Source organism: Nonomuraea maheshkhaliensis, assembly GCF_039529435.1.
In the GTDB taxonomy this organism is placed as follows: Bacteria; Actinomycetota; Actinomycetes; order Streptosporangiales; family Streptosporangiaceae; genus Nonomuraea; species Nonomuraea maheshkhaliensis.
The window spans coordinates 1-15,657 of sequence record NZ_BAAAMU010000190.1 but is presented as its reverse complement, the minus strand read 5'-3'; the positions used below and the strand labels follow the sequence as shown (position 1 = coordinate 15,657).

Annotated in this window: 9 protein-coding genes and 1 pseudogene; 5 read left to right on the top strand and 5 right to left on the bottom strand. The window is 72.3% G+C overall.

The annotated features are described in order from the left end of the window. Positions 1-19: 19 nt before the first annotated feature. Positions 20-4,540 carry an amino acid adenylation domain-containing protein gene (locus tag ABFX54_RS53140; protein ID WP_346114961.1) on the top strand — a complete coding sequence of 1,507 codons (4,521 nt, stop codon included), beginning with the start codon at positions 20-22 and terminating at the stop codon, positions 4,538-4,540. 115 nt (positions 4,541-4,655) lie between these two features. On the opposite strand, the gene sbnB is transcribed toward ABFX54_RS53140, so the two are convergent. Then, complete coding sequence (gene sbnB / locus ABFX54_RS53135) at positions 4,656-5,681, bottom strand: 2,3-diaminopropionate biosynthesis protein SbnB (protein WP_346114960.1); 1,026 nt, start codon at positions 5,679-5,681, stop codon at positions 4,656-4,658. Beyond that, complete coding sequence (gene sbnA, locus ABFX54_RS53130; protein ID WP_346114959.1) at positions 5,678-6,691, bottom strand: 2,3-diaminopropionate biosynthesis protein SbnA; 1,014 nt, start codon at positions 6,689-6,691, stop codon at positions 5,678-5,680. Before sbnA ends, sbnB begins: the two co-directional genes overlap by 4 nt. Positions 6,692-6,875: 184 nt before the next feature. Between sbnA and ABFX54_RS53125 the strand changes: the two genes are divergently transcribed. Further along, positions 6,876-8,405: an amino acid adenylation domain-containing protein gene (locus ABFX54_RS53125; protein WP_346114957.1), complete on the top strand. Its 1,530-nt coding sequence runs from the start codon at positions 6,876-6,878 to the stop codon at positions 8,403-8,405. A gap of 62 nt (positions 8,406-8,467) precedes the next feature. Here the strand turns inward: ABFX54_RS53125 and ABFX54_RS53120 are convergent, their stop codons facing one another. After that, positions 8,468-8,875 (bottom strand): cold shock domain-containing protein, encoded by a 408-nt coding sequence (locus tag ABFX54_RS53120; RefSeq protein ID WP_346114955.1) that lies wholly within the window; start codon positions 8,873-8,875, stop codon positions 8,468-8,470. A gap of 245 nt (positions 8,876-9,120) precedes the next feature. Next, a complete protein-coding gene (locus ABFX54_RS53115; protein WP_346114953.1) occupies positions 9,121-11,019 on the bottom strand; it encodes an ABC transporter ATP-binding protein in 1,899 nt (632 codons plus the stop codon). 292 nt (positions 11,020-11,311) lie between these two features. Here ABFX54_RS53115 and ABFX54_RS53110 point away from each other — a divergent pair, with 292 nt between their 5' ends. After that, on the top strand, positions 11,312-11,524 hold the full coding sequence (locus ABFX54_RS53110) for an MbtH family protein (RefSeq protein WP_345572647.1): 213 nt from the start codon (positions 11,312-11,314) through the stop codon (positions 11,522-11,524). Positions 11,525-11,633: 109 nt separating this feature from the next. Here ABFX54_RS53110 and ABFX54_RS53105 read toward each other — a convergent pair whose 3' ends face one another. Beyond that, positions 11,634-12,707 carry a ParB N-terminal domain-containing protein gene (locus ABFX54_RS53105; RefSeq protein ID WP_346114951.1) on the bottom strand — a complete coding sequence of 358 codons (1,074 nt, stop codon included), beginning with the start codon at positions 12,705-12,707 and terminating at the stop codon, positions 11,634-11,636. Between the two features lie 760 nt (positions 12,708-13,467). Between ABFX54_RS53105 and ABFX54_RS53100 the strand changes: the two genes are divergently transcribed. Together ABFX54_RS53100 and ABFX54_RS53095 are read left to right on the top strand one after the other, a co-directional pair. Next, a complete protein-coding gene (locus ABFX54_RS53100) occupies positions 13,468-15,144 on the top strand; it encodes an IS1634 family transposase (RefSeq protein ID WP_346114950.1) in 1,677 nt (558 codons plus the stop codon). A gap of 61 nt (positions 15,145-15,205) precedes the next feature. After that, positions 15,206-15,657: pseudogene (locus ABFX54_RS53095) on the top strand (hypothetical protein); the annotation flags it as partial.

Sequence of the window (15,657 nt, the reverse complement as noted above, 5' to 3'; positions counted from 1 at the left end):
CGGCCGAGTCGACGACCAGGTGAAAATCCGTGGGTTCCGCGTCGAACCAGGCGAGATCACCGCGACCCTGGCCGCGTGCCCGGCAGTGAGCCAGGCGGCCGTCATCGCCCGCGAGGAGGGCCCAGGCGACATCCGCCTCGTCGGCTACCTCGTGGCCGACGACCCCGAGAACGCCGCTGACCTCCCGTCAGCGGCCCGCAAATTCGCCGCCGACCGCCTCCCCGACCACCTGATCCCGTCCGCCTGGGTGGTGCTCGACGCGCTCCCGCTGACCGCCAACGGCAAGCTCGACCGCCACGCCCTGCCCGCCCCCGACTACGGCTCCGCCCAGACCGAGGGCGGCCGCCCGGCGGCGACGGCGCAGGAGGAGATCCTCTGCCTGGCCTTCGCCGAGGTGCTCGGCCTGGACGGCGTCGGCGTGGACGACGACTTCTTCGCCCTCGGCGGCCACTCGCTGCTCGCCGTCCGCCTGGTCAGCCGCATCCGCGCCCTGCTCGGCGTCGAGATCGAGATCCGCGCCCTGTTCGACGCCCCCACCGTCGCGGGACTGGCGGCCGGCCTCAACGGCGCCGCCCGCGCGCGGGCGCCGCTGACGGCAGGTACACGCCCCGAACGCGTTCCCCTGTCGTACGGGCAGCGGCGCATGTGGATCATCGCCCAGCTCGAAGGCCCCAGCGCCACCTACAACATCCCCGTGGCGGTACGCCTGTCCGGCACGATCGACAGCCACGCCATGGGCGCCGCCTTCCGTGACGTCATCGGCCGCCACGAGGTGCTCCGCACCGTGTTCCCCGTCGCCGACGGCGAGCCGTACCAGCGGATCATCCCCGTTGACGACCTCGACTGGGAGCTGACCGTCAGGCAGGTCGCGCCGCACGAGCTGGCGGCGGCGGTGGAGGAGGCGCGGGCGCACACGTTCGACCTGTCCGCGCAGGCGCCGATCCGGGCCTGGCTGTTCACCACCGGCCCTGACGAGCACGTGCTCGTCGTCGTGGTGCACCACATCGCCGGTGACGGCTGGTCGTGGGCGCCGCTGGCGCGCGACGTCTCCGCCGCCTACGCCGCCCGCCGCGACGGCCGGGCCCCGGAGTGGGAGCCGCTGCCCGTCCAGTACGCCGACTACGCGCTCTGGCAACGCGACGTCCTCGGCGACAGCGAGGACCCCGCCAGCCTGATCTCCAGTCAGGTCGCCTACTGGCGCGACACGCTGGCCGGCCTGCCCGAGGAGCTGCCGCTGCCGTTCGACCGGCCGCGCCAGGAGGTCGCCGGGCACCTGGGCCGGCGGGTGCCGGTGGAGGTCCCGGCGGACGTGCACGCCCGGCTGCGCGAGGTCGCCCGCGCTGAGGGCGTCACCATGTTCATGATGGTCCAGGGCGCGCTGGCGGTGCTCCTGTCCCGGCTCGGCGGCGGCACCGACGTCCCCATCGGCTCCGCGCTGGCCGGGCGGACGGACGAGGCGCTGGACGGCCTGGTGGGCTACTTCGTCAACACCTTCGTCCTGCGCACCGACCTGTCAGGCGACCCCACGTTCCGCGAGGTGCTCGCCCGGGTCAGGGAGGCCGGGCTCGGCGCGTTCGCCCACCCCGACGTCCCGTTCGAGCGCCTGGTCGAGGAGCTGTCGCCGGCCAGATCGCTGGCCCGGCACCCGCTCTTCCAGGTGATGCTGCTGCTGCAGAACAATGCGGGCGCCAGCCTCGACCTGCCGGGCCTGGACGCCGGCCGCCGCCCCGGCGGTGGCGAGGCGGCGGCGGGGGAGGACACGTCCGTGGTCAAGTTCGACCTGGACGTCAGCCTCGGCGAGGCGTTCGACGCGGACGGCGGCGCGGCGGGCCTGCGTGGCGCGGTCGTCGGCGCGGCCGACCTGTTCGACCGCGCCTCGGTCGAGCGCATCGCCGAACGCCTGGTCCGGGTGCTGGCCGCCCTGTCGGCCGATCCCGGCCTGCGGCTCAGCGCGGTGGACGTGCTCGGCGACGCCGAACGCCGGCTCATGCTCACCGGCTGGAACGACACCGCCGCCCCCGTACCGGATACGACGGTCGTCGGGCTGTTCGAGGCGCAGGTCGCCCGCACCCCTGACGCGGTGGCCCTGACCTGCGGTGACGTGGAGCTGACGTACGCCGAGCTGGACCGGCGGGCCAACCAGGTGGCCGGACGCCTCATCGGCCTGGGCATCGGGCCCGAGTCCGTCGTCGCCGCCGTCTTCGAGCGCGGGATCGAGCTGGTGGTGTCACTGCTCGGCGTGATCAAGGCGGGCGCCGCCTACCTGCCGATCGACCCGGCCTACCCGGCGGGCCGCATCGCGTACGTGATCGCCGACTCCGGCGCGGCCTGCGTGCTGACCGGCGAGGACCTGCGCCCGCGCCTGCCCGAGTTCGAGATCGACGCCGGCGTGCCCGTCGTCGTGGCCGGCGAGCCGGAGGTGCTGGCACAGGCCGGCACCAGGCCGGACGTGACCGTGGAGCCCCGCCACCCCATGTGGGTGATCTACACCTCCGGCTCCACCGGACGCCCCAAGGGCGTGCTGGTCGAGCAGCACGCGATCGTCAACTTCCTGCTGTCGATGCGGGACACGTTCGCGCCCACCGCCGCCGATCGGCTGCTGGCCGTCAGCACGCACGGATGCGACATGGCGGGCTTCGAGTTCTACCTGCCGCTGGTGACCGGCGCCCGCGTCGTCCTCGCCGAGCAGGAGCAGGTGCTCGACCCGTGGGCGCTGCGCGCGCTGATCCGCACCGCCGGCGTCACCATGGTGCACGCCACCCCCAGCCTGTGGCGCGGCCTGATCGCCGACGACGGCGACCCCGTGGACTGGACGACCGTCCGTGCCATGATCGGCGCCGAGGCGCTGCCGGCCGACCTGGCGCGCACGATCCTCGGCCGGACCCCGACCCTGACGAACCTGTACGGCCCCACCGAGACCACGGTCTGGTCCACCGCGAAGGTGCTGGCCGGCCCCACGGCCGACGTGTCGTCCATCGGCGCGCCCGTCGCCAACACGCAGGTCTACGTGCTCGACGACGCCCTCCAGCCGGTCGCGCCCGGCGTGGCCGGCGAGCTCTACATCGCCGGTGACGGCCTGGCCCGCGGCTACCTCGGCCGTCCCGGGCTCACCGCCTCCCGCTTCGTGGCCTGCCCGTTCCGGCCCGGCGGCGCGCGCATGTACCGGACCGGCGACGTGGTGCGGTGGAGCGCCGGCGGCGAGCTCCAGTACGTCGGCCGCTCCGACGACCAGGTCAAGATCCGCGGCTTCCGGGTGGAGCTGGGCGAAGTCGAGGCCGTGCTGGCCGCGTACCCGCGCGTGACGCAGGCCGTGGCGCTGGTCCGCGAGGACGGGCCCGGCGACCGGCGGCTCGACGTCGTGGTGGTCCCCGGAGGCGACGCCGACGGACTCGGTCCGGCGGTGCGCGCCGCCGCCCAGGAACGCCTGCCCGGCTACATGGTGCCGGCGTCCGTCGTGGTGATCGACCGGCTGCCGCTGATGCCGAACGGCAAGCTCGACCGCAAGGCCCTGCCCGCCCCCGGCACCGGCGCGGAGGAACGCACCGTCACCCACTGGGACGTCACCTCGATCGCGGCCGGCCTGTGCGAGGCGTTCGCCGAGGTGCTCGGCCGCGACAGCGTGGGCCTGGACGACGACTTCTTCGCCCTCGGCGGCCACTCCCTGCTGGCCGTCCGGCTCGTCGAACGGCTGCGCGGGCGCGGCGTGACGATCGCGGTCCGCGACCTGTTCGTGGCCCCCACCGTCGCCGAGCTGATGCGGCGGATGACGCTCTCCTCGGTACGCGACGCGCTCGACGTGCTGCTGCCCATCCGCACGGAGGGCGAGCGGGACCCCTTCTTCTGCATCCACGCCGCGGGCGGCCTGAGCTGGTGCTACATGCCGCTGGCCCGCCACGCCCAGCCGGACATCCCCCTGTACGGGGTGCAGTCCCGCGGCCTGGACGGCACCACGGAGTTCGCCCGCTCCATCGGGGAGATGGCCGCCGACTACATCGAGCAGATCCGCTCCGTGCAGCCGCACGGCCCGTACCACCTGCTCGGCTGGTCGTACGGGGGTGGCGTCGCTCATGAGATCGCCGTCCAGCTCCGCGCGGCCGGTGAGCAGGTCGGGGCGCTGGTCCTGCTCGACCAGTACCCGTGGGTTCCCGCCGAGCAGGAGGCCCCGGACGAACACGCGGAGGAGCACGGCGGGGACCCCGACGCCGCGCTCGAACGGCAGATGGACATCGTCCGCTGGCAGGCGGGCAACGGCTTCGGCGCCGCCACCGAGGACGAGATCCGCACGTTCGCGCGGCTCCTGCGCAACCACCGTAAGTTGCGCCGCGGCTTCGAGCACGGCCGGTTCGACGGGGACGTGCTGGTGGTCGTGGCCGACGAGAGTGGTTCCGACGAGGCGCGCAGGCCCGAGTTGTGGCGGCCGTACGTGACGGGGGAGATCGGGGTGGCCCGCATCCCCTGCACCCACTACGACATCGCCAAGCCGGACACCCTGGGCCAGGTGTGGGCCGCGGTGTCCGACTGGCTGCGGCTGGACGGGTGACGGCGGGCAGCCGGACGGCTGACGGCGAAGAGCCCGCCCCCGAGTGATCGGGAGGCGGGCTCTTCGGGAGCCGGGCGCTCGGGCCTGGGGGAGGCGGGCTCGGGCAGGCGGGTCGTCAGCCGTGTCGCTTCAGCTCGTGGAAGAAGCCGGGCACCGTCATGAGGTCGCCCGCCGCGCCCACCTCGTCGTAGACGTACCTGGCCACGGCGAGGTCGAGCACCCCGAGGCCGAACGGCGAGAACACCACGGGCCGGTCGGCCGGCGGCGTCAGGGTGCCTTCCAGCACGTCGTACAGGGTGCCGGCGACGAAGGAACGGCCGCCGGTGCGCTGCTCGGCCAGGTGCGGCGACGTACCGGCCTTCAGGCAGTGCTCGACGTCGTCGAGGACGTTCCACGACGAAAGGATGATCTCCGGCGACAGGTCGCGCAGCGAGACGTGCAGCACCAGTGGATTGTGCGCCAGCGCCTCGGGCGCGTGAATGTGCGGCTCGCCCGCCACCGTCGCCAGGACGACCAGGTCGGACGCCGCGATCAGTGACTCGGCGTCGTCGTGGAACGTGACCTCCTCCGCCCCCGACCGCGTCAGGTAGGCGCCGAAGCCCTCTGCGTGCTCCTTGGCGAGGTCGAAGACGCCCACCTCGTCGAAGGACAGACCGGCCGCCACCAGATAGGTATGGATGTAACGGGCGATCAGCCCGGTGCCGATGAAACCGGCGCGCCGCGGCGTCACCCCCCGGGCGGTGGCCAGCGTCGTGGCCGCGAGCGCGGCGGAGCCGGCGGTGCGGGCCGCGCTGATGATCGAGCTCTCCAGGCAGGCCAGCGGGTAACCGGTCGCCGTGTCGTTGAGGATGAGCACCGCCGAGGCGCGCGGGAGGCCGGCCGCCACGTTCTCGGGGAACGAGGAGATCCACTTGATGCCGTGCACGTCCACGGGCTTCCCGGCCGACGCGGGCAGCGCGATGATCCGGGAGGAGGGCCGGTCGGGGAAGCGCAGGAAGTAGGAGTCGGGGTTGACCGTCCCGCCCCCGCCGTGCAGCCGGTACGCGCCCTCAACCACCTCCATGACCTGCTTCTCCCTGCCGTGCAGGACACCGGCGACCTGCTCTCCTGAGACGACGGCGAACGACGGGACCTGACTCATGGGTGCGTGCTCCAATGCGGTCGGTCGGGCAGGTCGAGAGGGCCGAAGTGCTCGCGCAGCCAGCCCTCCTCGTAGATCGAGTCCAGGTAGCGCTCGCCGAGGTCGGGAGCGACCGCCAGGGCGACCGGCTCCTCACCCGGATACTTCTCCTCCAGCCAGCGCGCGGCGCCGCTCACCACGGTGCCCGTCGAGCCGCCGAACAGGAACCCGCGTGCGGCCAGGCCGTGACAGGCGCGGATCGTGTCCGTCTCCGGCACGTGCACCACGTCGTCCACCCACGACTCGTCGACCAGCTCCGGCCGCACGCTCGTGCCCAGTCCCGGCACCATGCGGCGCTCGGGGACGTCGGAGGCCGCGCCGTGCGGCCCGTTGTAGTGGTCGAACGTCACCGAGCCCACCGCGTCGACCGCCACGATCGTGACCGGCGCGCCGCGCTCCTTGAAGTAGCGGGCGCAGCCCATCAGCGTGCCCGTGGTGCCCGCGCCGACGAACAGCACCTCCAGGCCGGGGAAGTTGCGCTCGATCGCGGGTGCGGTGTGCCGGTAGTGGGCCCGCCAGTTGCCGGGGTTGGCGTACTGGTTGAGCCAGACGTACCGGTCGTCGGCGGCGCACAGGTCGCGGACGTAGCGGATGCGGCTCTCCAGGTAGCCGCCGTTGGCGTCCTGCTCCCCGATCACCACGACCTCCGCGCCGAGCGAGCGCATCAGCCGCATGGAGGCGGTGTTGCAGCGCGGGTCGGTCACGCACACGAAACGCAGGCCCTTGTCGGCCGCGACCATCGCCAGCGCGATGCCCAGGTTGCCGGACGACGACTCTACCAGCACGCAGTCAGGCCCGACCAGACCGCCGCGCTCGGCGGCCTCCACCATTTCCATGGCCGCCTTCAGCTTGACAGAACCGGCGAAGTTGAACCCCTCGCATTTCAAATAGAGCGGGGTCCCCGTCACCGTCCGCAAATCGATGAAAAGGTCTTCGACGTTGAACTCCTGCGGAGCTTTGATAACGGGCACTTCGCCGAATCCCCCAGTTTGACGGGAATGGACGCGACAGAAACACGTCAGGGAAGTCGAAGCGATCGACCGGCCTATTCTCCGGCTCTGCACGACCTTGATCGCGGTAGCTCCGGTCACGATACTTGAGGAAATCTCGGCCCGGCAAGGTCGGCTATTTCCCCGCATTTACCGGAGCGTGCACATGACATTCGCGGACGCCCTGCTCGGCCAGGACGAGCTGCCCAGGCTGCCCATCTCGCCGCGGCAGGCCGAACGTGCCCGCGCCGCGGCGGCGCGCCGCCCCCATCCGGTGGACCTCGCCGACGCCGTGATCACCCTGGTCGAGCGCACCGCCGCCGTGGACGGGGGCCGCCTCGCGGTGACCGACGACACCCGCCGCCTCACCTACGCCGGCCTCGCCGCGGAGGCCCGCCGCCTGGCCTCGCTGCTGGAGCGCTCGGGCGCGGGACCCGGCACGGTGGTGGCGGTGGGCGGGGAGCGCAACGCCGCGGTCATCGCCGGGTTCCTGGCGATCGAGCTCCTCGGGGCCGTGTACGTACCCGCCGACGCCACCTGGCCGGCTGCCCGGGTGGCCGAGGTGCTGACGAGGGCCGGCGCCGCCCTGCTCCTGGACACGGGAGCCGGCGCCGCCTCGCCCGCACACGCCGCCGGGGCCGGCGCCGCCTCGCCCACGCTCACCGCCGGAGCGCGGGAGGCGGGGGTGCGGCTCGTTCGTGCGGGGGAGGCCGCCGCGCAGCCGCTCTGGTCGGGACCGGCTCGGCTCGACGGCCTCGACCAGCCGCGGTACATGCTGTTCACCTCCGGCTCGACCGGCCGGCCGAAGGGTGCGGTGGTCGAGCACCAGGGCATGCTCAACCATCTGCACGCCAAGGTCGTCGACCTGGGCCTGACCGCCGGCGACACGGTGGCGCAGACCGCGCCGCTCGGGTTCGACATCTCCATCTGGCAGCTGCTCTGCCCGCTCGTCGTCGGCGGCCGGGTCCGCGTCGTCGGCGACGCGACGGCGTACGACTCGGTGGCCTTCGCGCGTCTGGTCGGCGCGGAGGACATCACGATCGTCGAACTCGTCCCCACGATGGTCCGCCTACTGCTCGACGACCTCGCCACCGCCTCCCGGACAGGCCCGTCCGACGACCCCTCCGGGACAGGGCCGCTCGGGGGACTGCGCTGGATGCTGGCCACCGGGGAGGAGCTGCCCACCGAGGTGGCGCGGCGCTGGTTGCGGGAGATGCCGCACGCCGGGCTCGTCAACGCCTACGGGCCCACCGAGTGCTCCGACGACGTCACCCACCACACGGTCACCGCCGCCGACCTCGACCTGCTGCGCCTGCCGATCGGCGGGCCCGTCGTCAACGCCGACCTGTACGTCCTGCGCCACGAGGACGACGGCTGGCACGCCTGCGAGACGGGCGAGACGGGCGAGCTGTTCGTCGGCGGCGTCTGCGTGGGCCGCGGATACGCCGGCGACCACGACCGCACACGCGAGGCGTTCTTCCAGGACCCGTTCCACGACACCCCCACCGGCCGCCTCTACCGCACCGGCGACGCGGTCCGGGCCCTGCCGGGCGGGGCGCTGCAGTACCTCGGCCGCGTCGACCGCCAGGTCAAGATCGCGGGGGTGCGGATGGAGCTGGGCGAGATCGAGGCGGTGCTCCAGCGCCACCCCAGCGTCGGCGCGGCGGCGGTCGTGGTCCGCGACTTCGCCCGCTGATCCTGGCCGCGACACGCGAAGGGCGGGCGCCGACGACCGGTGCCCGCCCTTCGTGCCGTCGCTCAGCCCTCGGCCCAGCCGTGGTTCTTGGCGAACTGCAGCAGTCCGGTACGGATCTGCATGATCTGCGCGCCGGTGAGCGTCGGCGCCTGGCTGAGCAGGATCTCCGTCACCTCCCGCAGGTAGTCGTCTGCGTCGAGCACGTCGCACAGGGAGTCGTCATCGTCGCCCTGCGCGGTCGTGACGCGCGAGGGAACGGCCGCCACTGTGGTCACGGCCGGCGGCGTCTCGGCCGGTCGCACCCGCCACGCCTTCGGCCCCTTGTCGCCCTCCTCGACCTCGAACACCACCGAGAGCCCGGCCCGCACCTCGGACTCGGGCATCAGCATGTCGTTGACGTGCAGGAAGACGTCCTCGCCGCCACCGTCGGGCGCGATGAAGCCGTAGCCCCGCGCCGCGTCGAACTTCACCACTCGTCCAGAAACCACCACAACCCCCAAACCTCGGACCCCATGTCCGATACCTCGCTCCACAACATAGAGCCACCGGACCGGCTGACGGGAGTTCCGCCCGCCGGCCCGCCCTCGTGCCGCCAATCGTTGCCGCTAACCGGCCACTGACCGGCCGGTCCATCGCGCCGCCAACCGGCTCGTTCGCCGCATTGTTCACCTGCCCACTCAGGGGTCCACGTACCGGTTGCCGACAGATGGCCCGCTCAGCCGCCGGTTCCGGCCGCCTGCTGGGCGAACTGCGTCCGGTACAGGTCCGCGTACAGGCCGCCTCCCAGCAACAGCTCTTCGTGCGTGCCGCGCTCCCTGATCCGGCCCGCCTCGATGACCAGGATCTGATCGGCGTTCCTGACCGTGGACAGCCGGTGGGCGATCACCAGCGACGTCCGCCCCGACAGCGCCGTCTCCAGCGCCCGCTGGATCGCGGCCTCCGACTCCGAGTCCAGGTGCGCCGTCGCCTCGTCGAGCACGACGATCGGCGGAGCCTTGAGCAGCAGCCTGGCCAGGGCCACCCGCTGCTTCTCGCCGCCGGACAGGCGGTGGCCGCGCTCGCCCACCACGGTGTCCAGGCCGTCCGGCAGGGCGCTGATCGTGTCCCAGACGAGCGCCGCCCGGCACGCCTCGATCAGCTCGCGCTCGGTCGCCCCGCGCCGCGCGTACTCGAGGTTGGCCCGCAGCGTGTCGTGGAACAGGTGCGCGTCCTGCGTGACCACCCCCACCGCGTGGCGCAGGGACCGCAGGGCCAGGTCGCGGACGTCCTGGCCGCCGACGCGCACCACGCCCTCGGTGGCGTCGTAGAGACGCGGGACGAGCTGGGTGATCGTGGTCTTGCCCGCGCCCGACGGCCCGACCAGCGCGGTCAGCTTGCCCGCCGGGGCGTGAAAGCTGAGGTCGCACAGCGTCCACCGCTCGTCCGCGCCGCCGCCGGGCGATCGTACGGAGGACTCCAGGGACGCGAGCGACACCTCCTCCGCCCCCGGATAGCGGAAGCGGACCCGGTCGAAGACGATGTCCGGCGCGGGCGGGCCCGAGCGGCCGGGCGCGGCCAGCTCCCGCGCGCCGGCGCGTTCGACGATGCGCGGCTCCAGATCGAGCACCTCCAGCACCCGGTCGAAGCTCACCAGGGCCGTCATCGCCGTCGCCTGCATCGAGGCCAGCAGGTTGATCGGCCCGTAGAGCCGCATCAGCAGCGCCACCATGGCCACCAGCGACCCGAGTTCGAGCGAGCCGCCGATGGTCAGGACGCCGCCGAGGCCGTACACGACGGCCGTGGTGAGCGCGGTCAGGACGGTGACGACGATGCCGAAGATCCGCCCGTACACGACACGCAGGATGGAGACGTCCCGCACGCGCCCGGTCTTCGCCGCGAACGCGGCCAGGTCGTCGTCCGGGTGACCGTAGAGCTTCGATAGCAGCGCCCCTGACACGTTGAAGCGCTCGTGCATCATCGAGCTCATGTCGGCGTCCAGCTCCATGGCCTCCCGCGCGAGCCGCTCCTGCCGCCGGGCGATCAGCCGGGCCGGCAGCAGGAAGAACGGGATCATCATCAGCGCCGCGAGCGTGATCTGCCACGACAGGTAGACCATCGCGGCGAGCACGAGCGCGAGCGTGAGCAGCGTCGACACCGACTGCGACAGCAGCGTCGTCAGGGCCTGCCTGGCGCCGATCACGTCGGTGTTGAGCCGGCTGACCAGCGCGCCGGTCCGGGTCCGGGTGAAGAACGCCAGCGGCTGCCGCTGGATGTGCGCGAACACCTTGGTCCGCAGGTCGTGCACCAGGCCCTCGCCGATCCGGCCCGAGCACCACGCCCCCAGGTACGCCGCCCCCGCCTCGACCAGCGACAACGCCGCCACCAGCAGGCAGAGCCAGACCACCGTGCCGGTGCGCTTCGGCACGATCCCGTCGTCGATGATCGCCTTGAGGATCAGCGGGCCGGCGGCCGTGACGACCGCGACGGTGACGGTGGCCAGCAGCAGCAGGGCCAGGAACCAGCGGTACGGCGCCGCGTACGGCAGGATCCGCCGCACCGTGCCGCGTTTCACCCGCTGCCGGGTGATCGAGTCGTCGAACCGCAGCCCGGTCACCCCGCCGGCCTTTCCGCCCATGTCCTGCTTTTCACCGCTTTTTCTGCTGCTTCGTCCGCCGTCAATGGGCACCTGCCTCGTGGTCGATGCTGTGGATGGAACGCCGGACGGTCGGCGGCGGCTCCCGGTCAAGTGCGGCATCAGCGCAGTTGAACGGGTGAACGCCGAAGTTGACTGCCGCCCGGCGCCTGAGCTCATAGTTGGTCCCGCGGGGCCGAGCGACGCATCACGCGGCCACCGAACGCCGGACCGGCGTCGTTGCGGACGTCCGTTCTCCGGCGCCACCCATCCCGTACCGAGAAAGGACGACGTGGTGACGAATCCGTTCGACGACCCGGATGCCCAGTACCTGGTTCTGGTGAACGACGAGGGACAGCACTCCCTCTGGCCGATCTTCGTGGCGGTGCCGGAAGGCTGGAAGACCGTCTTCGGCCAGGCGGGACGCCAGGAGTGCCTCGACTACATCGAGAAGTCGTGGACCGACATGCGTCCCAAGAGCCTGATCGAGGCCATGGAGAAGAAGTAACCACCCCTGTGACGTCGCCGATCCACCTGTGGTGGTCGGCGACGTCCGCATCTGCGGGGCAGCCATCATGGGCCGGGCGCTTCCCGGGACAGCCGTTCCATGGCAGCCGTTACTGGCCGACCGCCTTCCAGGACAGTGACGGATCGCGTTCGTCGAGCTCCTGCGCGAACTGCTGCCAGGTGGCGGCGTACTGGCGGGCCAGCTTGACCACCAGCCCCTCCCAATGGGGCGGCACCGCCGCGATGAGGTCGGACCAGCTCTCCATCGCCAGCGCGGTCTGCTGCAGCAGTCGCAGCAACTGGCGGCCCTCCTCCTTGAGCCGCAGCGAAGGGTCGCGCAGCAGCTTGTCCAGCACCAGGGCGGGCTCGGAGTGCGGCGCGTGCGCCGCCGTGCCCTGCCCGGCTCGCCGCCGGGCGATCTGGTCGGGCATCGCGGCCTCGTGCGCGGGCGCGGCTGGAGCCGGCGGCCTGGCGTCGGCCGGGTAGGGCATCGTGGGCGGCTCGTTGGACAGTAGTCGTTTACGGACGTCGCTCGCCGTGGCCGGGGAGATCCCGGCCAGCCTGGCCACCTCCCGTAACGAGGCGTCGGGGTTCCTGGCGATGACCTCGGCCGCGCGCAGCCGCCCGTCGGCTCCGCTCAGCGGCCGGACCCTCCCGTCGCGGCCGATGCGGGCGTTCAACTGCGGCACGGAGCCGGTTGAACGGCGGCGGATGGCGGCTACGGCCTTCGCCCCGAGCCCCGAGGCCCGCGCGATGGCCCGGTCGGACATGTGCGGGTGAGAGGCGACGATGCGGATCGCGGCGGCTCGCCGGTCGGCCTGCGTCAGGGGCAGGCCGTGGGCGATGTTGGCCTGCACGGCGTGCAGGAAGGCGTCTTCCGTGGTGCCGTCGAAGAATTCGACGTCGATGGTCTCCTGCCCGCGTACCAGGGCGGCGAGGAGGCGGTGCATCCCGTCGATCACGTGCCGGTCGGTGCGGCGGACGAGAATGGGCGGAAGCGGGCCGTCGATCTCGGCCAGCCGCGCCACGTGCTCCTGGTCCTGTCCCTGCAGTCGCGGCGACTCACCGGGCAGGAGCGTGGCGATCGGAACGGAGACGATCTTTGATTCTGAGGTGTCGGGAAGTCTGCTGATTCCGGTCGGGCGAGGCTCCGTGGCATCTGTTCGATCCGGAACCGAGCTCATGCCGCTGTTGTGCAACTGCAAATGGTTCACCCCGTTATCTGTGAATCCCAACGAGCATTCCCCGTGAATTTCCCGCAGCTTGGCGGTGAAATTCCCGTGCCATTTCCGTCGCCTTCCGCAGAATGCTTTCCGCCGTGACCGGCCCGCTGCCCGCCACGACTCCGAGCCCGTACGCGCGCAAAACGCGAGGGAGAAGGCCCGTTCCGGCCCGCCGGCCGGAGTCCCGGCCCGGATCATTCGACAGAATGCCAGCGGCCGATCGCGGAGAGGCGGGGGGAGGCGGCCGACCCGGTGGGCCGCCTAAGGGGCCAGAAGCTCATAAGCCCTCATCATCCACAGGGTTCACCAGTATGCCAAGGCTTTGAGTCAGCGGCGCTGTCAAAGTATATGGGCGGTATTTCCTTCGGTAAGGGCGCGCTCCTGACGGGGTGTCAAGAGGACCAGGCGACCCCGGTCGCGGCGAATCCCCTGCTCAGCCGTCGCCGGGCGCGGGCGGCGGCCGCACAACCTAGATACACGCTTGTTGATCTTTGAGCTACTTCCGTCGCACGAAGCCCTGACCTGCCCCTCCGCCGGGGCGCTCGGCGGTCATGGCCCGGGTGATCGCGCCGGAGTTCTCGCCTGGCCGCCCGCATGATCACACACGGTGAGTGGTGAGCCCGGGAGGGGTGAGCGGTTTCCGCTCACATCTCGGTCCGCGCCGGGCGTTCAAAGGATCACTTGTACGTTTTTTGTAGCGTGCCGGACTACCGTCTGCTCCATGTACTTGCGGTCGACCCGCCGGCGGAACAAGGACGGTTCCGTGGTCCGCTACCTGCAGCTGGCGCACAACGAGTGGGACGCGGCCACGAAACGGTCGAAGGTGCAGGTCATCTACAACTTCGGCCGCGACGACGCCACGAACCGGCAGGCCCTCGTACGGCTGGCCGCCTCGGTGATCAAGGAGCTCGGGCCGGAGCAGATCCTCGACGTCACCGCCGACGGGCTGGAGTTCGTGGACTCCAGGCCGTTCGGTGGCGTGTGGGTGCTGGACGCGCTGTGGCGGCAGCTGGGGATCGACAAGACGTTCCGGCGCATGTGCGTGAACGGCGGGCTGGACTCGTCGGCGGAGCGGGTGCTGTTCGCCCTGGTCGCCAACCGGGCCCTGACCGGCTGGGCGGACCCGCCCGGGGAGGTCGCCCGCTGGGTGAACGAGGACGTCTTCGTGGACGGGCTGCCGGGCATCACCGAAGAGGCGTGCCGGAAGGTGACCGACTGGTTGTGCGAGATCTCCGGCAGCCTCCAGGAAGAGGTCTCCCGCGAGCTGGCCCACCACCTCGACCGCGAGGCCGACCTGCTGTTCTTCGAGTCCCCGTCCTCCGGTCCCGAGCCCTTTCAGAGGGTGAGCGGCCTCGACTCGGACGCGTACGAGCCGCTGCGGGACGCCGCTGCGACCGGCCGGCCCGCCTTCGGCCCGCCCCCAGGCCCTGACGCGGACGGCCGGACCATGGTCGGGCTGGCCGTCACCCGTGGCGGCATCCCGCTCAGGGTCTGGCGCTGGCCCGGCCGCACGCCGGACGAGGTCATGATCGGGCGGGCCAAGGAGGACATGAAGGGCTGGACCCTGTCCCGCGTCATCTGGACGGCCGACCGCGCCTGCCCGGCCGACGGCGACCGGCACCTCCCGCGACAGGACGAGGACCACCACATCGTCGGCGCGAAGCTGCGCTCGGGATCGGCCGAGGCCGACGCCGCGCTGTCCCGTCAGGGCCGCTACCACCGCGTCGCGGCGAACCTGCGGGTCAAGGAGGTCCACATCGCCGCGGACGAACGCTTCGTGATCTGCTGTGACGCCCTGACCGCGCGGCGGGACGCCGAGACGCGCGCCGGGCTGCTGGAGGAGCTCACCGGGCTGATCGACGGCACGGACCGGCTGCCCTCCGCCGAGCGGACCGCCCTGCACCAGCAGATCTCGTCAGATCCACACATGAGCCGATATTTGCGGATGACGCCGGGCGGGTTGTTGCGCATCGACGCCAAGGCCGTCAGAGCCGAGGAGAACCTCGACGGCAAGTACCTCGTCCGCACCACCGACCCCGAGCTCCCGGTCGAGGACATCGCGCTCGGCTACATGCGGCTGCTCACGTTCGAACGCGGCTGGCGCGACCTGCTCACGGGCGTGTCCCGGCTGTGCGACCGGGGCGAGCCGAGCGTCCGCAGGCACCTGCCGCTCACCTGGCTCAGCCTGCTCCTCGTCCCCGTCGCCGAGTTCCGCACCGGGCTGTCGTGGGCGCGGCTGCGGCGCGAGCTCGACCGGATCAAGCTCGGCACCTTCGCCGCCCGTACCTGCACGCTGCGCCAGCGTACGGAGATGACCGAGAAGCAGCACGATCTGCTGGCCGCCCTGCTGCTGACCCCGCCGCCGCGGATCATCGAGATGACGCCGGCGGGCTGCTGAGCCCGGTGACGCGTTCGTCACCACGGTTCCGCCCGCCCCTTCCCGGGGGCACTCTGGAGCCATGCCGAAGCCGACGCCGGGGAAGGGGACGGAAGGCGAGCCCGATCCGCCGGCCGCGCGGCCCCACGTCCGGCAGGTCGGCACCGCGTCCGGGCACGGCCGCGTCCATCAGGCCGGGCGTGACCTGACCGTCCACGAGACGGTGCTGCCCGCCACGGCGCTCCGGCCGGTCACCGAGGTCGAGGCGCCGCCGACGACCGTGAACGTCCCCGGGCGCCGGCAGCTGTTCGTCGGACGTGACGAGGAGCTGGTGGCCCTGCGGACGGCCCTGTCCGCCGGCCGGCCGGCGGTGGTGGCCGCCGTGCACGGGCTGGGCGGCGTCGGCAAGTCCACCTTGGCCGCCCGGTACGCCGCCGGACAGGCCGGGGCGTTCAACCCGGTGTGGTGGATCACCGCCGACACCCCGGCCGGGGTGCGGGCGGGGCCGGCGCCCCCCCCCCCCCCCCCCCCGCC